The 17,873-nt window shown below is 61.6% G+C and carries 20 protein-coding genes; 13 read left to right on the forward strand and 7 right to left on the reverse strand.

What is annotated here, in order from left to right; genetic code table 11:
- Positions 1-4 precede the first annotated feature (4 nt).
- Complete coding sequence (phnE, locus tag AB7813_RS25445; RefSeq protein ID WP_441228694.1) at positions 5-889, forward strand: phosphonate ABC transporter, permease protein PhnE; 885 nt, start codon at positions 5-7, stop codon at positions 887-889.
- On the forward strand, positions 886-1,734 hold the full coding sequence (gene phnE, locus AB7813_RS25450) for a phosphonate ABC transporter, permease protein PhnE (RefSeq protein WP_441228695.1): 849 nt from the start codon (positions 886-888) through the stop codon (positions 1,732-1,734). Before phnE (AB7813_RS25445) ends, phnE (AB7813_RS25450) begins: the two co-directional genes overlap by 4 nt.
- Here the strand turns inward: phnE (AB7813_RS25450) and AB7813_RS25455 are convergent, their stop codons facing one another.
- Entirely contained in the window at positions 1,735-2,385 is a 651-nt protein-coding gene (locus tag AB7813_RS25455; protein WP_441228696.1) for a glutathione binding-like protein, read from the reverse strand. It lies immediately after the preceding gene.
- 99 nt (positions 2,386-2,484) lie between these two features.
- Here AB7813_RS25455 and AB7813_RS25460 point away from each other — a divergent pair, with 99 nt between their 5' ends.
- The 7 genes from AB7813_RS25460 to AB7813_RS25490 all read left to right on the forward strand — a co-directional run bounded on the left by AB7813_RS25460 (position 2,485) and on the right by AB7813_RS25490 (position 7,783).
- Positions 2,485-3,147 (forward strand): TetR/AcrR family transcriptional regulator, encoded by a 663-nt coding sequence (locus tag AB7813_RS25460; RefSeq protein ID WP_309947460.1) that lies wholly within the window; start codon positions 2,485-2,487, stop codon positions 3,145-3,147.
- A gap of 90 nt (positions 3,148-3,237) precedes the next feature.
- Entirely contained in the window at positions 3,238-3,603 is a 366-nt protein-coding gene (locus AB7813_RS25465; RefSeq protein ID WP_092139199.1) for a YciI family protein, read from the forward strand.
- On the forward strand, positions 3,600-4,913 hold the full coding sequence (locus AB7813_RS25470; RefSeq protein ID WP_441228697.1) for an RNA polymerase sigma factor: 1,314 nt from the start codon (positions 3,600-3,602) through the stop codon (positions 4,911-4,913). The genes AB7813_RS25465 and AB7813_RS25470 overlap by 4 nt, the downstream gene beginning before the upstream one ends.
- 79 nt (positions 4,914-4,992) lie before the next feature.
- A complete protein-coding gene (locus AB7813_RS25475; protein ID WP_441228698.1) occupies positions 4,993-5,394 on the forward strand; it encodes a DoxX family protein in 402 nt (133 codons plus the stop codon).
- A 15-nt stretch (positions 5,395-5,409) separates the two neighbouring features.
- Positions 5,410-5,817, forward strand: a complete 408-nt coding sequence (locus AB7813_RS25480; RefSeq protein WP_175366413.1) for a VOC family protein — start codon at positions 5,410-5,412, stop codon at positions 5,815-5,817.
- A 243-nt stretch (positions 5,818-6,060) separates the two neighbouring features.
- Positions 6,061-7,260, forward strand: a complete 1,200-nt coding sequence (locus tag AB7813_RS25485; RefSeq protein WP_441228699.1) for a multidrug effflux MFS transporter — start codon at positions 6,061-6,063, stop codon at positions 7,258-7,260.
- A 40-nt stretch (positions 7,261-7,300) separates the two neighbouring features.
- Positions 7,301-7,783 (forward strand): anthrone oxygenase family protein, encoded by a 483-nt coding sequence (locus AB7813_RS25490; RefSeq protein ID WP_439062271.1) that lies wholly within the window; start codon positions 7,301-7,303, stop codon positions 7,781-7,783.
- Between the two features lie 33 nt (positions 7,784-7,816).
- On the opposite strand, the gene AB7813_RS25495 is transcribed toward AB7813_RS25490, so the two are convergent.
- From AB7813_RS25495 to AB7813_RS25505, 3 genes are all read right to left on the reverse strand, one after another.
- Positions 7,817-10,066: a TonB-dependent siderophore receptor gene (locus AB7813_RS25495; RefSeq protein WP_441228700.1), complete on the reverse strand. Its 2,250-nt coding sequence runs from the start codon at positions 10,064-10,066 to the stop codon at positions 7,817-7,819.
- A gap of 180 nt (positions 10,067-10,246) precedes the next feature.
- A complete protein-coding gene (locus tag AB7813_RS25500) occupies positions 10,247-11,050 on the reverse strand; it encodes an SDR family NAD(P)-dependent oxidoreductase (RefSeq protein ID WP_441228701.1) in 804 nt (267 codons plus the stop codon).
- Between the two features lie 96 nt (positions 11,051-11,146).
- The gene (locus tag AB7813_RS25505; protein WP_441228702.1) at positions 11,147-13,327 is read right to left on the reverse strand and encodes a TonB-dependent siderophore receptor; all 2,181 of its coding nucleotides are present in this window, start codon (positions 13,325-13,327) and stop codon (positions 11,147-11,149) included.
- A 331-nt stretch (positions 13,328-13,658) separates the two neighbouring features.
- Between AB7813_RS25505 and AB7813_RS25510 the strand changes: the two genes are divergently transcribed.
- Together AB7813_RS25510 and AB7813_RS25515 are read left to right on the forward strand one after the other, a co-directional pair.
- Positions 13,659-14,306: a glutathione S-transferase family protein gene (locus AB7813_RS25510; protein WP_231077987.1), complete on the forward strand. Its 648-nt coding sequence runs from the start codon at positions 13,659-13,661 to the stop codon at positions 14,304-14,306.
- A gap of 5 nt (positions 14,307-14,311) precedes the next feature.
- Entirely contained in the window at positions 14,312-14,677 is a 366-nt protein-coding gene (locus AB7813_RS25515) for a nuclear transport factor 2 family protein (protein ID WP_441228703.1), read from the forward strand.
- 47 nt (positions 14,678-14,724) lie between these two features.
- Here AB7813_RS25515 and AB7813_RS25520 read toward each other — a convergent pair whose 3' ends face one another.
- A complete protein-coding gene (locus AB7813_RS25520; protein WP_231077985.1) occupies positions 14,725-15,486 on the reverse strand; it encodes a pirin family protein in 762 nt (253 codons plus the stop codon).
- Between the two features lie 136 nt (positions 15,487-15,622).
- The gene (locus AB7813_RS25525) at positions 15,623-16,216 is read right to left on the reverse strand and encodes an isochorismatase family protein (protein WP_231077984.1); all 594 of its coding nucleotides are present in this window, start codon (positions 16,214-16,216) and stop codon (positions 15,623-15,625) included.
- 76 nt (positions 16,217-16,292) lie between these two features.
- On the opposite strand from AB7813_RS25525, the gene AB7813_RS25530 reads away from it, so the two are divergent.
- The gene (locus tag AB7813_RS25530) at positions 16,293-17,234 is read left to right on the forward strand and encodes a LysR substrate-binding domain-containing protein (RefSeq protein WP_441228704.1); all 942 of its coding nucleotides are present in this window, start codon (positions 16,293-16,295) and stop codon (positions 17,232-17,234) included.
- 4 nt (positions 17,235-17,238) lie between these two features.
- On the opposite strand, the gene AB7813_RS25535 is transcribed toward AB7813_RS25530, so the two are convergent.
- The gene (locus tag AB7813_RS25535; RefSeq protein WP_231077982.1) at positions 17,239-17,382 is read right to left on the reverse strand and encodes a hypothetical protein; all 144 of its coding nucleotides are present in this window, start codon (positions 17,380-17,382) and stop codon (positions 17,239-17,241) included.
- A gap of 62 nt (positions 17,383-17,444) precedes the next feature.
- Here AB7813_RS25535 and AB7813_RS25540 point away from each other — a divergent pair, with 62 nt between their 5' ends.
- Positions 17,445-17,861 (forward strand): YciI family protein, encoded by a 417-nt coding sequence (locus AB7813_RS25540; RefSeq protein WP_089261983.1) that lies wholly within the window; start codon positions 17,445-17,447, stop codon positions 17,859-17,861.
- Positions 17,862-17,873 lie beyond the last annotated feature (12 nt).

The raw sequence follows: 17,873 nt of genomic DNA on the forward strand, positions 1-17,873 counted from the left end.
CATCATGTCCGCCGCCGTTTCCATTCTTCCGGCTCCGCAGCTTGCTGCGCTGAACGATGCCTACCGCAAGGCGGTGGCACGCCGGCGGTTGCGCACGCTGTTCGTTGTGGTGGCTTGCTTTGCAGCGCTGTTCGTCGCGGCGCTTGGTGCCGAGGTCAATCTCAGGACCTTTGTGGAGAAGATCGGAAATTTTGGCAGCTATTTCGATCGTATCTTCACGCTCGAAGCCGGCACCCGGGTCTGGACCGACGTCAATGAATGGTTCTGGGGCTGGAAGAAGTGGCTGTCGCTGCTCGGCGAGACCGTGCTGATCAGCTATGTCGGCACGCTGATCGGTGCCGTGCTGGCCTTCGGGCTCAATTTTCTCGCGGCCGAGAACACAGCGCCCTCGGTGCGGCTGCGCTTTGCCGTGCGCCGCTTCATGGAATTCTGCCGGACCGTGCCGGATATCGTGTTCGCGCTGATCTTCGTCATCGCCTTCGGCCTCGGCCCAATGGCCGGCGTGTTGGCCATTGCGATCCACTGCGTTGGTGCGCTCGGCAAGCTCTATGGCGAGATCGTCGAGAATATCGACATGAAACCGGTAGAAGGCATTCGTTCGACAGGCGCTGGCTGGATCGACTGTATGCGCTTTGCGGTGCTGCCGCAGGTCGCGGCCGGATTTGCGAGCTACACGCTGCTGCGATTCGAGATCAATGTGCGCGGCGCGTCCGTGATGGGCTTTGTCGGTGCGGGCGGCATCGGTCAGGAACTCGTCGTTGCTGTCAGAAAGTTCTATTATTCCGACGTCAGTGCGATCCTGCTGATGATCATCGTCACGGTTTTCATCATCGACATCGGGACCGGCTGGCTGCGCGGCCGTCTGTTCGGCAAGGAAGCCAGATCATGAGTAGGCAGCCTGACATCAATACCCCCGCATTGCGCGGGCGCTATCCTGATGTCTTCAGCCGCCCGATGGCGTCGCGCGCCGGCGTGCCCGCCATCCTGGTCGCGGCGCTGGCATTGTTCATCTTTGGGCTCAATGAACTCGATTTCTCGCCGGCGCGGATGTGGACCGGCCTGCGCGAACTCGGCTGGATCACCATGATGATGATCCCGCCGAATCCCGGTTCGTCGCTGCCTGCCTATCTGCAGGCGATGGGCGAGACGCTGTCGATCGCCTTGCTAGGCACGACTTTGGCCGCGGTGTTCGCGCTGCCGGTCAGCCTGCTCGCGGCACGCAATGTCATTCCGTCGGCATGGCTACGCTTTCCGGTCAGGCGGTTTCTGGATTCGATCCGCGGCGTCGATACGCTGATCTGGGCGCTGGTCTGGATCAACGTCGTCGGTCTCGGCCCGTTTGCCGGCGTGCTGGCGATCGCGATTTCGGATTTCGGCGCCTTCGGCAAATTGTTTTCGGAAGCCATTGAAGCCGCCGACAAGAAGCAGGTCGAGGGCATTCGGGCCTCCGGCGGCAGCGCAATGCACGAGATTCGTTTCGGCTTGATGCCGCAGGTTCTGCCTATCATCGCCGGACAGCTGCTGTATTTCATCGAGTCCAACACCCGCTCCGCCACCATCATCGGCATTGTCGGTGCGGGCGGTATCGGTCTTCAGCTCGCCGAGCAAATCCGCGTGCTGGAATGGCAGAAGGTCTCGTTTCTGATCCTGATGATCCTGGTCGCCGTGGCGGCAATCGACTGGATCTCCAGCCGATTGCGCTTTGCCATCATCGGTCGCCGCGCGGTGGCGTGATCACGCCGCCGCCTTGTGACGTTCCTGTTCGGCCTTGAACAGTTCGAACTCTTCAGTGACCGCGCGCACGATGCTCGGGCGTTCGCGCAGGCGCTTGTGATAGGCCTTGATCGCCGGCCAATTGTTCAGATCGATCTCCGGCAACACCATCGTCCAGTTCAGCACCGTGACAAGATAGGCGTCGGCGACGCTGAACCTGTCGAGCAGGAAGCCGCGTCCGGTGAGATGGTTTTCGAGATAGGTCAGCCGCGACAATCCGCTTTGTAGTGCATAGGCCTTCATCTCCGGGGGCGCCTTCTTGGCCAGCAACGGGACGAACAGCCCCTTGTGCAGCTCGGTGCCGATGAAACACAGCCACTGCTGCAGCCGGCTGCGGTCGATGCCCGAACCCGCGGCGATGGGGGAGTGCGGAAACCAGTCGGCGACATGCTGCAGGATCGCAGCATTCTCGGTGAGGATGACGCCATCGTCGGTGCGCAACGTCGGCACCAGACCGAGCGGATTCACGTCGCGGAAATCCGAACCGTCGTTGCGCACCTCCTTGTTCAGTGGATCGACCTCGAAGAACCGGGCATCGGCGCCGGCTTCGGCCTCATACAGCGCGATGCGGGTGGCCATCGAACAGGCCATCGGGGAGAAATACAGATCCATGGAAGCCTCCTTGAGATGGCGGACTGTTGCGACCGGTCCGCCGGTTGATTTTCGTACCGTCTCGCATAATATAAATTCGGTCAAGGGATTTAATGCGAAATGGTACAAAAAAAGAAAAAGCCCGTCGTCGTGGCGAAGCCGGAGGTGGCCACCGAGCCGAAGCGCCGCGGCAGGCCACGCGCCTATGAGCCCGATGTGGCGATCGGGCAGGCGCTGGCGCTGTTTCGCAAAGGCGGTTATGCGGCGACGTCGCTCGACGATCTCAGCGAAGTGACCGGCATGAACCGGCCGTCGCTCTACGGCGCCTTCGGCGACAAGCGCGCGCTTTATATCAAGAGCTACCAGCGCTATCGCGACGACTACACCGTCCGGGTCATCGCGATCTTCAAGGCCGATATCGACATCCGGGAGCGGCTGCGCCGGTTCTTCGATGCGGCACTCGACATCTACACCACAGGCGATACCGCGCCGCGCGGCTGTTTTGCTGTCATGACGGTGGCGTCCGACGCTATCGCCGATCCGGAGATCGGCGCGATGATGCGCGAAAATTTTGTCGAGCTCGATGACGCCTTTGGCTGGTGTTTCAAGACCGCCGTCGCGCGCGGCGAATTGCCGGAGACGATCGATGTTCCCACGCTGTCGCAGATGGCGTCTGCGATACTGAATATGCTCTCGATCCGGTCCCGTGCCGGTGTTCCGCGCGCAGAGCTGGAGGCGTTCCTGCAGAAGGCGGTCGGCCTGTTATGCCGGTCCTCCGCATGACGTGTTCCACGTCGCCGCGCTCCCAACAATAATTTCCGCTAACCTGTCGGGATCGCACGATGTCGACCGTCTTTCATCCAAGGAGACCCCATGCTTTACGCCATCCTCTGCTACCACGATGAAGCCGTTGTCGGCGGCTGGTCGAAGGACGAAGACGACGCCGTGATGGCGAAGCTTGCCGTTGTGCACGGCAAGCTCGCGCAGCAGGGCCGGCTCGGTCCCGTTGCGCGACTGCTGCCGACCACCGCGGCGACAACGCTGCGCAAGGACGAGCCGCCGGTGGTGCTGGATGGCCCCTTTGCTGAAACCAAGGAGCAGTTGCTCGGCTTCTATGTGGTCGAGGCAGAAAATCTCGACGGCGCGCTGGAGATTGCGCAGGACCTCGGCCGCGCCAATCCCGGCGGCGCCTATGAAATTCGCCCGATCGGCGTCTTCCACGGAGCGTTCCAGCCATGACCGATGTCGCCTGGATCGATGCGGCGCTGACCTCGGCGCGTCCCCAGGCGCTTGGCGCGCTGCTGCGCTATTTCCGCAACCTTGATACCGCGGAAGAGGCGTTCCAGAACGCCTGCCTGCGCGCGCTGAAGACTTGGCCGCAAAATGGCCCGCCGCGCGATGCCGCGGCCTGGCTGATCATGGTCGGTCGCAACGTCGCTATCGACGATATCCGCCGCGGCGCGAAGCAGCAGCCGCTGCCGGAGGACGACCACGCGATATCCGATCTGGACGATGCCGAGAGCGAACTCGCCGAGCGTCTCGATGGCTCGCATTATCGCGACGACATTCTGCGGCTGTTGTTCATCTGCTGCCATCCGCAACTCCCGGCGACGCAGCAGATTGCGCTGGCACTGCGGATCGTCTCGGGCCTGACAGTGAAGCAGATCGCCCGCGCGTTCCTCGTCTCGGATGCCGCGATGGAACAGCGCATCACCCGCGCCAAATCTGCCGTCGCCAAGGCCAATGTGCCGTTCGAGACGCCGGGCGCGCCGGAACGCAGCGAGCGTCTCGCGGCCGTGGCCGCCATGCTCTATCTGATCTTCAACGAGGGCTATTCGGCGTCAGGCGAAAGTATCGATCTGCGCGCGCCGTTGTGCGAGGAGGCGATCCGCCTGGGACGATTGCTGCTCAAGCTGTTTCCGGCCGAGCCGGAGATCATGGGCCTCGCAGCGCTCATGCTGCTGCAATATGCCCGCTCGGCGGCGCGTTTCGATGCCAATGGTGCGCTGGTGCTGCTCGACGATCAGGACCGCACGCTGTGGAACAGCAAGATGATCGCCGAAGGCCTGGCGTTGATCGACAAGGCGATGCGCCATCGCCGCACCGGCGCCTATCAGATCCAGGCTGCCATTGCCGCGTTGCATGCCCGCGCGGCCAAGCCGGAAGACACCGACTGGGCGCAGATCGAGTTGCTTTATGGCTCGCTGGAAATTCTGCAGCCGTCGCCGGTGATCACGCTCAACCGCTCGGTGGCGGTTTCGAAAGTGCGCGGTCCCGAAGCGGCGCTGGAGATGATCGCGCCATTGGCCGCAAAGCTCTCGAACTATTTCCACTTTTTCGGCGTGCAAGGCGCATATCTGATGCAACTCGGCCGCAACGATGAAGCGCGAGAAAGCTTCAACCGCGCCATCGCTTTGGCTAATACCTCGACGGAGGCGGATCACATCCGGATGCATCTCGACCGGCTGATGCTGGAGAGCAAGCCGCGACCGAAAGTCGCGAACAAGGCCAAGAATCAGGCGAAGAACAAGGCGGCTGCTCCAAAATAATTTTCATGGCGGTGTCGGATTGCGTCGATGCCGCTCGTCTTTGAGACATCGGCAGCTATTCGAACCACAGGACCATTTCATGCCCGTTTCCCGTACCGCGCTCTGGATCGGCCGCATTCTCAGCGGCCTCGTCATTCTCTTTCTTGTGATGGATGGCGGGATCAAGCTGGTGCCGATCAAGGAGGTTACCGAGACCATGCAGCAGCTCGGCTATAGCGGGAGCGTCAATCAGGCGCGTCTGCTGGGCGTCATCACGCTGCTCTGCGCCTTGTTTTACGCGATCCCGCGCACGTCCGTTTTCGGCGCCATTCTGCTCACCGGGCTGCTCGGCGGCGCGATGGCGACACATCTGCGCGTCGACAGCCCGCTGTTCACGCATCTGTTGTTTGGCTTTTACATCGGCGTGATGGCATGGGGTGGATTGTACCTGCGCGATCCCGCTATGCGCGCGATGATCCCGATCCGAAACCAGAGTCTTTAACCGGAGGAAAGAACGATGCAGGTCAATCCCTATCTTCACTATAACGGCAATTGCGAAGAGGCCCTCAATTTCTATGTGAAGGCAATCGGGGCCAAGATCGACGTCATCATGCATGTGGAAGGCTCGCCCGCGGCGGAACAGATGCCGCCGTCGATGGCCAAGAAGGTGCTGCATGGCCAGATCTCGGTCGATGGCGAGGTCATCATGGCTTCGGACGCGCCGCCGGATTATTTCGAGAAGATGCAGGGCATGTCGGTAGCGCTGCAGATCAAGGATCCTGCTGATGGCGCCAAGGTGTTCGCGGCATTGTCCGAGGGCGGCACCATCAAGATGCCGTTCGGGCCCACGTTCTGGTCGAAGGGATTCGGCATGTGTGTCGATAAATTCGGTGCGCCCTGGATGATCAACTGCGCGATGGAGTGATGTGAGGCGTACGCCGCTTTCTTACCTCTCCCCGCACTTGCGCGGGGAGAGGTCGCGGCGGGTGAGGGGCGGGGCACGATGCCAACCGCTTGATTGGCGTGTAGGGTTCTCTTCCGCTACAAGGCGCCCCGTCAGATCATTGGTGTTGTGAGAGGCTGTGCCTTGCTCCTCATCTCAGCCGGCGTGTCACGATCAGCGATCGAAGATGCGTCGCGGCCACGTTGAATAAGAAAAGAAGATCCCATGTCCGCCTTTACCCGCAACGCCGTCGTGCTCGGCCTGTTGTCCGCCGTCGGTCCCTTCGCCATCGACATGTATCTGCCGGCGCTGCCCGCGATCACCGCCGATTTGCACACCACGACCTCGGCGACGCAGATGACGCTGATTGCGTTCTTCATCGCCTTCGGCCTGTGCCAGATCGCTTATGGACCGCTGTCCGACGTCTATGGCCGCAAGGCGCCGCTTTATGCAGGTCTGACGCTGTTCATCGCCGGCTCGATCGGTTGCGCGCTGGCACCGGGTGTGGCCTGGCTGATTGCGTTCCGCTTTGTCCAGGGTCTCGGCGCCGCCGCCATGGGCGTGATCCCGCGTGCCATCATCAGGGATCTGCACACCGGCCCTGAGGCGACCAGGCTGATGGCGTTGGTCATGCTGGTATTCTCGGTATCACCGATCCTCGCGCCGCTCGGCGGAAGTGCGCTGATCGTGCCATTCGGCTGGCGCGCCGTGTTCGTTGCAACGACCATCGCAGCCGTCATTGCTCTTGTGCTGGTGGCCTCGCTGCTGCCGGAAACGCGCCCCGCACATGAGCGCATCTCGGGCAGTGTGCGCAATGTGCTCGGCAGCTTCGGCGAGCTTTTGCGCGACTGGCACTTCCTCGGGCTCACCTTCATCGGTGGTCTCGGCATGGCGAGCTTCTTCGCGTTTCTTGCGACATCATCCTTTGTCTATATCGGCCACTATGGCCTGACGCCGACGCAGTACAGCCTGGCCTTCTCGGTCAATGCCATCGGCTTCATCGGCGCCTCTCAATTCGCTGGCTATCTCGGTGGCCGCTTCGGCATGGGCCGCGTGGTGATGGCGGCGGTGTCGGCCTATGCGTTTTTCGCAGTCGTGCTGCTGGCGCTGACACTGGCCGGCTTCACCAGCCTTGCCGTGCTGATTCCGCTGCTGTTCGTCTCCTTCGCCTTCCTCGGTCTGGTGATCCCATCCACCATGGTGCTGTCGCTGGAGAACCACGGCCCCATCGCCGGCATCGCCTCCGCCCTGGGCGGTACGCTGCAGATGGTCAGTGGCGGTGTGATGATCGGCGTGTCCGGGCTGTTCTTCGACGGCACCTCGCTGCCGATGGTCGCGACCATCGCCTGCACGGCGGTTGGTGCGCTTGCCGTCAGTATCGCCACGCTACGCCCGCGCGAACTTTCGCCGCAGCTCGCGGAGTAGTAAAACTGCTAGGCTGCGCGCCGACGGGGTCGAGGTGAGGATGGGACGAATGTCGTTCGGCCTGACATTTGCGGCAGCGATAGGCGCCGGCCTGATGGCCGGGCTGTTCTTCGTATTCTCGGTCACGGTGATGACCGCGCTCGGCAAGCTGCCAGCGCCGGCCGGTATTGCCGCGATGCAGTCGATCAACAGCACGATTCTCAGCCCGCTGTTCCTCACCGCTTTTATGGGCACGGTTCTGCTCTGCGTCATCATCGCTGTGATCGCGGTACTGAACTGGTCGCATCCGGCGTCACCCTATCTCGTCACGGGTGCGCTGCTCTATACCGTCGGTACCTTCCTCGTCACCGTTGTCTTCAACGTGCCGCTGAACGACGCGCTCGCTGCCGCGCCCGCCGACAGCGCCGAGACTGCAAGTCTGTGGACGCGCTATCTGTCGGTCTGGACCGGCTGGAACCACGTGCGCACGGCGGCATCCACCGGCGCGCTGGCCTTTTTTATGCTGGGGCTCCGCGTTCTCTAGAGCGTTTTCGGGCGAAGCGGGGACCGGTTCGCCTCAGAACCGGTAGGTCGCGGTGCTCAGCAGCGTGCGGCCCATGCCGTAGAAGCAGTCGCCGAACGACAGACAGGTGGCGATGTTGCGGGTGTCGGCAATATTGGTCGCATTGAACTGCAGCCGCCACGGGCCGCTGTCCCAGCGCACCATGGCGTCGAACAGCGTGTAGTCGGGCGTGCGCAGCACGTCGATGCCGTCCCAGGATTCGCCGATGTAACGCACGCCGGCGCCGACGGTGACCTCTGGTAGGCCGAGCGAGGCCAGCCGATATTTGCCCCACAGAGACGCCTGCTGCTGCGGCACGCTGGCGACGCGCTTGCCGGCATTGTCACCGGACTCGATCCGCGCGTCGGTATAGGCATAGGCGCCGATCAGGTCGAGATTGGGTGTAACGCTGGTCAGCACTTCCAGTTCGGCGCCCTTGATCCGCACCTGGCCGGTCTGGATCGAGAAGATCGGATTGGACGGGTCGCCCGACAGCCGGTTCTTCTCGGTGGTGTCGTAAAATCCGACATTGATCGCTGTGCCCGCGAACGGATTGTACTTGACGCCGACCTCATACTGCTCGCCGCGAACCGGCTTGCAGAACGTGGCGCAGGTGCCGGCGCCGAAAATCGGATTGAACGATTGCGCCCAGGACACATAGGGCGTCACGCCGAACGGCAGCTCATACATCAGCGCGGCGCGGCCGGTGGTGGCCCTGTCATTCTGGGTGGGCAGTCCCTCGACACTATAGCTGACATAGTCCTGCCGTACGCCGAGCAGCGCCAGCCACGGGCCCAGCCGCATCTGGTCCTGGGCATAGAAGCCGGTCTGGCCCTGCTGCGCCTGGGGATCGTCGGTCAGCGACGCGGAGAAACTACTATAGACCGGCGCATACAGATCGAACGGCCGCGGATCGAGGCCGCTGCCGCTGCGGGTTTTCTCGTGCAGGCCGAGATAGTCGATGCCCACCAGCACCTTGTGCGACACGGCGCCAGTCTGCAGCTTGATTTCGGCATTGCTGTCGGAGGTGAATGCATCCTTGGCGGCCTGACGGGCGTAGTAGATCCGCTGCACGGTACGCCGGCCGGCATCGAGGAATGGATTGGTCGGGTTGGAATACAGATCCGGATACATGATGGCGTAATCGCCGTCGGTGTGGCTGTAGCGGAAGCTCTGCTTGATCTTCAGCACATCGCCGAAGCTCTGCTCGTAGAGGCTGGTGATGCCGCCGGTGGTGATGTTGTAGCGATCGTAATTCGGCTCGCCGGCGAAGCGGTTGACCGGGATATAGCCGTTCGGGCCGGGCTTCAGCACGCCCTCGATGGGTAGGAAGGCGCTGAACGAGCTGGAACTGTCCTTCTGGTAGTTGCCGAGCACGGTCCATGAGATGTCATTGGTCGGGCGCCAGGTCAGCGACGGCGCCAGCAGGATGCGGTCGTTCGGCACGTAGTCGACCTGCGAGTTGGAGTCGCGTAGCACGCCGACGAAGCGATACAGCCACTCGCCGTCCTTCGTCAGCTTGCCGGTGGAGTCCATCTGCAATTGCTTGCGGTCGAAGGAACCATATTGCACGCCGATCTCGTTACGGGATTCGGCCTGCGGGCGCTTCGATACTTCGTTGAGCACGCCGCCGGTGGACGAGCCGCCATACAGCACGGACGATGGCCCGCGCAGCACTTCGATGCGCTCCAGCGCGTAGGGATCGCGGCGCCATTCCAGTACCTGGCTGAGCCGCGAGCCCTGCATGCCATCGAGATAGCGGCTCGGCTCCTGGCCGCGGATCAACGTGTAGTCGCCGCGGGCATCGCCGCCGAACGGATCGGCGGTCACGCCCGGCACGTAGCGCAGGGTTTCCTGGACGGACAGGCCGCCCTGGTCGGTGATGCGATCGGCGGTCACGACCGAGATCGACTGCGGCGTCTCGCGCAGTGGCGTGTCGGTCTTGGTCCCGCCCATGCCGCGATTGGCGAGATAGCCCTGCACCGGCCCGGTGGCGGTTTCCGCACGAACGCCGGAAGCCGCGGCGGCAGCAGCAACTGGCGCATTGTTGCGCGCAGCAGCCTGGCGCGTTGCACGCGCGCGTGCCGTCGATGGGCGGGTCGCGCGTGCACGCGCGGCCTGTCGAACGGGTTGATCCACCACCACGGCTGGCAACGCTGTGCTGCCTTGCGGCGATTGCGCCTGCGATGGCGTCGTGATCAACGCCAGCATTGGCAGTGCCGTCCCGACCAGCCATCCCAGATGTGTGGAAGATTTGAATGTCATTTGCCCGCACCCCATTACCAAGTGATGCAGGCGACTTATCACGCAGCGACGCAGCCGAAAGACGTCCGGGGCGTCATACAATTAGTCTGGAATTAGTATCTCTCTAAGCTGGCGGAGATGCGTGAAACCGGAAGTCGTGTAATCGGATGATGCTGCGCGTCATCCGGGCACTGACTTTCGCTAGCCGTTGATGCCCTCGCGCCGCAGCGTCGGCAGGCCGATGCCCGTGGCGTCAAAACCGCCGTCGACCGCCAGCATCTGGCCAGTGATATAGCTCGACCGGTCGCTGCACAGGAAGAAGATCGCGTCGGCGAGCTCGTCCTCGCCGCCATAGCGATTCAGCGGAATCGCATCGTGATAATCGGCGCGGATCGCCGGCGTATGCACGGCCTTGGCCATCGCGGTTTCCACCGGGCCCGGCGCCACCGCATTGACGCGGATGCCGAGCAGCGCGAGTTCGACGGCGGACTGCTTGGTGAAGTGAATGATGCCGGCCTTGCTGGTGCCGTAGGCGACGCGCAGGGTGGACGCGCGCAGCGCCGAGATCGAGGCGATGTTGACGATGGCGCCGCCGCCATGCTCGCGCATCAAGGGGACCGCCGCCTTGGTGCACAGGAACGGGCCGGTAAGGTTCACGGCCATGATGCGTTCCCATTCCTCCAGCGTCGTCTCGAGCAGAGGCTTGAAATTCGCGATGCCGGCATTGTTGACCAGCGCATCGAGCCGGCCGAAGCGGGCCTGCGTGGCGGCAAAGGCCTTGTCGACAGCAGCGGTGTCGGAGACATCCGTATGCAGCGCCAGCGTGTTGTCGGGATCGTTCAGTGCCTTGACGCTGGCGTCGAGCAGCTCGCGCTCGATATCCAGCAGCGCGACACGATAGCCTTCGCCGAGAAAGCGCTTGGCCACGGCAAGGCCGATGCCGCGTGCGGCGCCGGTGACGAGTGCAACCTTGCGAATCTGTTCCTTGCCGTCAGCCTTGGTCATGTCCTGCCCTGTCGTCTTGATCGTTGCAGGGCTGTTTAGAGAACGCAAACGGCCGGGACAAGCCCGGCCGCTCTTCGTTCACGTGACGTGCCGAGTTCAGAACCGATAGGTTGCGGAGCCCAGCACCGTCCGTCCCATGCCCGGAAAGCAATCGCCACGGGCAAGGCAGGTGGTCATGTGGCGCTTGTCGGCGAGGTTGCTGGCGTTGATCTGCAGCCGCCACGGACCGGTCTCGTATTTGATCATGGCGTCGAACAGCGTGTAATCCGGCGTCTGCAGTGTGTCGGTGCCATCCCAGGAAACGCCGATATAGCGCACGCCGCTGCCGATGGTGACCTCTCGCAAGCCGAACGCGGACAGCCGATAGGTGCCCCACAGCGAGGCCTGCTGTTCCGGCACAGTCTCGATATGCTTCCCGGCATTGTCGCCGCTCTCGACCTTGGCATCGAGATAGGTATAGGCGCCGATCAGGTTGAGGTCCGGCGTCACCTTGGTGATGACTTCCAGCTCGACGCCGCGGATGCGAACCTGACCGGTCTGAATCGAGATCAGCGGATTGGTCGGGTCGGAGGCGAGCCGGTTTTTCTCGACGGTGTCGAAGATAGCGCCGTTGATCGCGGTGCCCGGGAATGGATTGTACTTGAAGCCGACCTCGTAGATTTCGCCTTGCTGTGCCTTGCAGATATCTGCGCAAACATTGGCGCCGAACACCGGATTGAACGACGTCGCATAGGTCACATAGGGATTGAAGCCAAATGGCGTCTCATACATCAAGCTGGCGCGCCCGGTCGTCGCCCGCGTGTCCTCGTCGGGACTGCCGACGACGCGGTTGCCGACGAAGTCCTGCCGGATGCCGAGAGTGGCGAGCCATGGACCGTAGCGGAGCTGGTCCTGCGCATAGAGGCCGAGCTGGTTCTGCCGGACGCGGGGATCGTCGAACAGTTCGGGCGCGATCGTCGTCGTGTAGACCGGCGAATAGAGATCGAACGGTGTCGGATCGAAAGCGCCGCCGGTGCGGCTGCGCTCGTTGATCTCGCGATAGTCAGCACCCACCAGCACCTTGTGACTGACCGGACCGGTGAGGAACTTGAACTGGAGATTGTTGTCCATGGTCAACTGGTCGCGGATCGTCTCCTGATTGGAGATGAAGCGCGCCACCGTCCGCCGCTCGGGATCTAGGAAGGGATCGGCGGGGTTCGAGAAGCTGTCCGAATAGCCGGTGCGGTAGATGCCTTCGACATGGGCGTAGCGCAGATTCTGCGTGAACTTCACCGCGTCGTTGAAATGATGCTCGAAGATGCTGCCGATGCCGGCGGTTTCGGTCTGGTACAGATCGTAGCCGGGATAGCCGGTGAAGCGAGTGATCGGGATGAGGCCGTTGGGGCCGGGATAGAGCATGCCTTCATGCGGCAGGAACCCGGTCGCCGTGCTGGATTTGTCTTTCTGGTAGAAGCCCTGAACGGTCCAGTTGGTGTTTGTGGTCGGCCGCCAGGTGAGCGACGGGGCGAGCAGAATGCGGTCATCCGGCGTGAAATCGGTCTGCAAGTGGCCGTCCCGGAACACGCCGACGAAACGATACAACCATTCGCCGTCCTTGGTCAGTTTGCCCGTCGTATCCAGCTGGATCTGCTTGCGTCCGAAATTGTCGAACTGCACGCCGATCTCATTGAAGCCGTCTGCCCGCGGCCGCTTCGAGATCAGGTTGATCAGGCCGGCCACCGAGGTGTCGCCATACAGCACGGAAGGGCCACGAAACACCTCGACGCGCTCGAGCATATAGGGGTCTTGCCGCCATTCGCTGAACTTGTAGCTGTTCACGACGCGGGTGCCGTCGAGGAAGATGTTGGGATCCTGACCGCGGATGCGCGGATAATCGCCGCGCGAGTCCATTCCATAGGCGTCGGCGAACACGCCGGGCACATAGCGCAGCGCTTCCTGGATGTTGGTGACGCCCTGATCAGTCATGCGATCGGCGGTCACCACGGAAATCGATTGCGCGGTTTCGCGCAGCGGCGTGTCGGTCTTCATGCCGGTGGTGCTCTGCCCGGCGAGGTAGCCCTGGACCGGACCCGTGCCGGATTCGAAAGCTGCAGCAGCCGGAGCGGCGGTCGCGGCCGGCGCCGTCGGGCCCCGCGTTGCAGTTCGACGGCTGGCGGCGGAGCGCGCCGCCTGCGACCGCTGCGGACGTGCCGGCGTGGCGCGCGGTTTGGCCTGCTCGACAACGACGGGCGGAAGCTGGCTCTGCGCCTGCGCCGGAGCTTCGATCGCGAAGGTCATAAGAACTGCGATAGACGCTCCGAAGAGTCGCTGTGAGGTTTGGGAAATGGCCACGCTTACGCTCCTTAGCTAATTTTCAGCTAAGTCGGTAACGCGCGCGTGAAGCGGTGTGAACGGCAAATGGCCATTTCCACAGGTTGCCAGTTTAGTATCGTTCTACTTTTCGATCTCTGAATATGCCCAAGGCCTGTATGGATGGATTTTGGCTCCTCTGTAGCGAAAATGGGCCAGTAGTTGTCGGGATACGCAGAGCCCATTCGTCCTTGGTTGACGTCATTCGCCTGGCTCATGTAGCGGCGATGTATTTCATCCATCCCGACAGGAGGTTCCCTTGTCCCTCACACTGCATTTCCATCCGCTGTCGTCCTATTGCTGGAAGGCGCTGGTCGCGCTGTACGAGAACGACACGCCGTTTACGCCGCATATGGTCAATCTCGGCGACGAAGCTGAGCGCGCGGCGCTGTTGAAACTGTGGCCGATCGGCAAATTCCCCGTGCTGGAAGATGATGAGCGCGGCGCGATCGTGCCGGAGTCCTCCATTGTCATCGAGTTTCTCGACCGGCATTTTCCCGGCCGCACGCGTTTCATCCCCGATGGCGACGCCGGCCTGCAGATGCGGTTACGCGACCGCTTCTATGATCTCTACGTGCACACGCCGACGCAGAAGATCGTCGGCGACCGTCTGGTGCCGGCCGACAAGAAGGATCCGCATGGTGTGGCCATGGCGCGGGCGTTGCTCACCACATCCTACGGCATGATCGACAAGCAGATGGCGACGAACGCGTGGGCGATGGGCGCAGCGTTCACGCTCGCCGACTGCGCCGCGGCTCCGGCGTTGTACTACGCGAACAAGGTGCATCCGTTCGGAGACGCGCATCGCAACGTCTCGGCCTATCTTGGCCGGCTGCTGGCGCGTCCATCATTCGCACGGGTGGTGAAGGAGGCGGAGCCCTACGCGCACATGTTTCCGCAGGAGTGATCCATATGAGCGCTGACAAGACCCACGCCATCCGAGACCTGTTTGCAGCCTATCTGCGCAATGACCGCGGGGCCGTCGAAGATGCGTTCACGGACGACTTCACCTTTACGAGCCCGTTCGATGACGGGATCGACAAGGCGACCTATTTCGCCCGCTGCTGGCGTGTTGCCGACTGGATCGCGCAGCATGATCTTGAGCGTATCGCCGTCGATGGCGATACGGCGTTCGTGACCTATCGTTGCGTGGCGAAGGACGGCAAGAGTTTTCGCAACACCGAAGTCTTCGGCTTCGAGGGCGATCTCATCCGGTCGATCGATGTGTATTTCGGCGCGAGTTACAAGAACGGGGTGTTTCAGAAGCAGGTGTCGTAAGGGCGTAATCATACGAGTGCGGACAAGATCCGAACCATCCATTCGGATCAGCCGCTGATAGTCCCTCCACGCGAGAACTTAGCGCTCCGATCGACGAGGAAAACAACGAGGTCCGTTTCCTGGACGGCGGTAACGTTCATCTCGGCCTGATCCGCGGCAAGCATCAGCGCGGTGTGCGTTCCGACGTCGTGCTGTCCCGCAGATATTCTGCCTTGAAAAACGTATAGCCAACGATCGAACCCGGGTTTGGACGGGAGGTCGATGCTTCGACCCGCCGATAGGTGGGTATCGTACAAATAGACGGCCTGACGTACGAAGGTCGGTGCGTCGGATACTTTCGGTCCGGTCAGCAACCGCCATTGATCGTTTCGCTCGATCTCATCGAGTTCGACAAATTGAACGATTGGCTCTTCGTCTGCGGCTTCAGGCCGAACGAAAATCTGCAGCATTTCGATCTGGTCGTCTCCGACAACTCGTTCTTCATGATGAAAACCGCGGCCTGCGTTCATCACCATCAACCGGTCGGGCGATATAAGTTCACTCTTTCCGGCGGAGTCGGTGTGTTGCATGCGGCCTGCGCGCATGTAGCTTATGATCTCGTCATTGCGATGCTCGTGCATCCTCACGACGAGGCCGGGTTGCAGCCGGGCGTGGTCGATAACGCCAAGCCCGCCGAAGCCTGCGTCGTTTGGCTGTCCCAGAGCGATGCCGGGACGGATGCGACGCAACTGGAATGGCCCTTGCGACCGCACCTGATGGCTTTCAGGCGAGACGACACCGATCCCTGCGATAGTTGGTGCTGAGGTCATGTTTTTTCTCCTTATCGCGTTTTCGAGCGAAGTGGATGCCGGTTCGCGTCAAGAAAACGCTTCAAACAAAAAGCTGGAGCTCGGTTCTGCTTCCATCAGAACCAATGAGGCTCCAGCTTCGGCGGGCGCGATGGCGTTACGGATTGATCGGCGGAAGCACTTCGCTGAACAGCAACTGGATGAGTTTTTGCCCATTGGGCGTTCCCCAGTTCTGAGCGAGTTCGGCGATCATCGTGTTGGTCGCTGTTAAAACAACGCCAGCATCCTGCATGCGCCGGCGGGACATATCCTCGGAGAGCTCGAATGGAGACCCCGAAGCGTCCATGACCGCTTGGACGCTGTAGCCTTCGGTCACCGCATCGATCGCCGGGAAGACAAGGCAGACATCGGTCGTGACACCGGCCATGATCAGATTCTTTCGTCCCGTTGCTTCCACCGCCGCCTTGAAGTTGACGTCGGTCCAGGCGTTGACGATGCCTTCGCGCTTGACGCGCGCTTTGAAGGCGTCTGGCAGGATCTCCTGCAGCTCCGGCAACAGCGGCCCCTGCAGGCGATCTTCCTGGCTCGACGTCAGGACGGTCGGAATGTTCAGGATGCTCGCTGTTTTCGCCAGTGCCAGCGACATGCGCTTGGCTCTGGCGACGTCGATGTTCTTGATCAACTGCATCGTGCCGATCTGATGATCGATGAGCAGAAGCGCGGAATTTTCCGGGGTGAAGTAATTGGGCATGATCTGACCTCGTTTGGCTCAAAGAGCGTCATTGCTCGCCCATAAGTGTAGAAATGAAACAAAGCCAGCGGCAGGCTTGAAAAATGACCTCATCATGTTTCATAAATGGAACATGACAGTCTTCGGAGATTTCGACGGCCTTGCGCTGTTCACTCGTATCGTCGAGGCCGGAGGGCTTGCGGCGGCCGAGCGTGCGACGGGCATTCCGAAAGCGACGCTGTCCCGGCGACTGTCGGTGCTGGAAAATACCTTGAACGTCCGACTCGTCCGGCGAACGAAGAAGGGCGTCGTGCTCACAGAGCAGGGGCAGCAACTTTTCGAACGAAGCCGTGCGGCCTTCTCGCTCGCTGAAGAGGCCGTAGCCGAGGTTCAGGACGAGCGCGCAGCCCTGTCGGGCAACATTCGTCTTTCCTTGCCGCCCGATATCGCCACTGCAGTGCTTGCGCCTGCGTTGATCCGGTTCGGGGCCAGACATCCCGATGTCGCGATTGAGATAACCCTTGCCGATCGCAGAGTGTCGCTGATTGAGGAAGGATACGATTTGGTGGTTCGGATGGGGCCGGTCGCGGACTCCGAACTCATCTTCAGGAGAATTGCCACCTTGCCGAGAGTGCTGGTCGCCAGCCCGGACTTTTTATCGGCACACTCCGGTTTGAAAGAGCCGCAGGACCTCAGGGAAATTCCCGCGCTTGCGATCCGTCGCGATCTGGTCGAATGGGATCTGCGAAACGACAAAGGCGTGACCGCGACTATCCATCCCAAAATCAGCTTTGCGGCCAACCGGCAGACGATATTGGTGGACGCCGCAATTGCGGGCCTCGGGATTGCCAACCTGCCATTCTTTTTGGTTGAAGCCGCACTGACATCCGGTGCGCTTATTCGCGTCCTGACAGGTTGGGAGCCATCTCCTGTCGAAATGACGGCGCTGTGGCAAAAGGATAGGTTCAGCGGTCGCCTGATAAAGGCAATCGTGACCGAATTCGCAGATGCGCTGAAAGATGATCGGGCGTCGCGCTAGTCGATCATTCGAAATGCTGTTGAGCGATGATTGCGTCCGGGAGAGCCACACGGGCGGCCAGTTGTGATCCGGTAATTGTAGAAGCCTGGACCATGGTTGAAGGAAAAAATCCATTGGTCATGACGTCTGAAATAATTTCACCGGTCATGTCGGACTGGCAAAAGCTGCTTCGTCATCCTTGCAGTCGAACCTTCCAACGGAGAAAGACCGATGCGTTTCATGGTGATTGTGCATGCGAACAAGGACACCGAAGCCGGCGTGATGCCGACGACGGAACTGCTGACCGCGATGGGCAAGTTCAATGAAGAGATGTGCAATGCCGGCGTAATGCAGGCCGGCGAGGGGCTGCATCCGACCTCAAAGGGCGCGCGCATCGCCTTCACCGGCAGTGAGCCAGTGGTGAAGCAGGGGCCGTTCGATGTGACGCGCGATCTGATCGCGGGCTTCTGGCTGATCGACGTTGCCTCGAAGGACGAGGCGATTGCGTGGATGAAGCGGGCGCCGTTCGCGGCCGGCGACGAGATTGAGATCCGTCAGGTGTTTGCGGCCGAGGATTTCGGCGACGCCCTCACACCCGAATTGCGCGAGAAGGAAGAGCGCCTGCGCGCGCAAGCCGCCAAGAAATAAGCGACGAGATCA

Source organism: Tardiphaga sp. 20_F10_N6_6 (genome assembly GCF_052076045.1).
Classification (GTDB): Bacteria; Pseudomonadota; Alphaproteobacteria; order Rhizobiales; family Xanthobacteraceae; genus Tardiphaga; species Tardiphaga robiniae.

Coding starts and splice junctions, on each gene's coding strand:
- AB7813_RS25535 (WP_231077982.1), bottom strand. CDS start 17,382: ATGACCGGTGAAATTATTTCAGACGTCATGACCAATGGATTTTTTCCT.
- AB7813_RS25500 (WP_441228701.1), bottom strand. CDS start 11,050: ATGACCAAGGCTGACGGCAAGGAACAGATTCGCAAGGTTGCACTCGTC.
- AB7813_RS25520 (WP_231077985.1), bottom strand. CDS start 15,486: ATGACCTCAGCACCAACTATCGCAGGGATCGGTGTCGTCTCGCCTGAA.
- AB7813_RS25485 (WP_441228699.1), top strand. CDS start 6,061: ATGTCCGCCTTTACCCGCAACGCCGTCGTGCTCGGCCTGTTGTCCGCC.
- AB7813_RS25455 (WP_441228696.1), bottom strand. CDS start 2,385: ATGGATCTGTATTTCTCCCCGATGGCCTGTTCGATGGCCACCCGCATC.
- AB7813_RS25505 (WP_441228702.1), bottom strand. CDS start 13,327: ATGACCTTCGCGATCGAAGCTCCGGCGCAGGCGCAGAGCCAGCTTCCG.
- AB7813_RS25480 (WP_175366413.1), top strand. CDS start 5,410: ATGCAGGTCAATCCCTATCTTCACTATAACGGCAATTGCGAAGAGGCC.
- AB7813_RS25465 (WP_092139199.1), top strand. CDS start 3,238: ATGCTTTACGCCATCCTCTGCTACCACGATGAAGCCGTTGTCGGCGGC.
- phnE (WP_441228694.1), top strand. CDS start 5: ATGTCCGCCGCCGTTTCCATTCTTCCGGCTCCGCAGCTTGCTGCGCTG.
- AB7813_RS25460 (WP_309947460.1), top strand. CDS start 2,485: ATGGTACAAAAAAAGAAAAAGCCCGTCGTCGTGGCGAAGCCGGAGGTG.
- AB7813_RS25540 (WP_089261983.1), top strand. CDS start 17,445: ATGCGTTTCATGGTGATTGTGCATGCGAACAAGGACACCGAAGCCGGC.
- AB7813_RS25470 (WP_441228697.1), top strand. CDS start 3,600: ATGACCGATGTCGCCTGGATCGATGCGGCGCTGACCTCGGCGCGTCCC.
- phnE (WP_441228695.1), top strand. CDS start 886: ATGAGTAGGCAGCCTGACATCAATACCCCCGCATTGCGCGGGCGCTAT.
- AB7813_RS25495 (WP_441228700.1), bottom strand. CDS start 10,066: ATGACATTCAAATCTTCCACACATCTGGGATGGCTGGTCGGGACGGCA.
- AB7813_RS25525 (WP_231077984.1), bottom strand. CDS start 16,216: ATGCCCAATTACTTCACCCCGGAAAATTCCGCGCTTCTGCTCATCGAT.
- AB7813_RS25490 (WP_439062271.1), top strand. CDS start 7,301: ATGGGACGAATGTCGTTCGGCCTGACATTTGCGGCAGCGATAGGCGCC.
- AB7813_RS25515 (WP_441228703.1), top strand. CDS start 14,312: ATGAGCGCTGACAAGACCCACGCCATCCGAGACCTGTTTGCAGCCTAT.
- AB7813_RS25475 (WP_441228698.1), top strand. CDS start 4,993: ATGCCCGTTTCCCGTACCGCGCTCTGGATCGGCCGCATTCTCAGCGGC.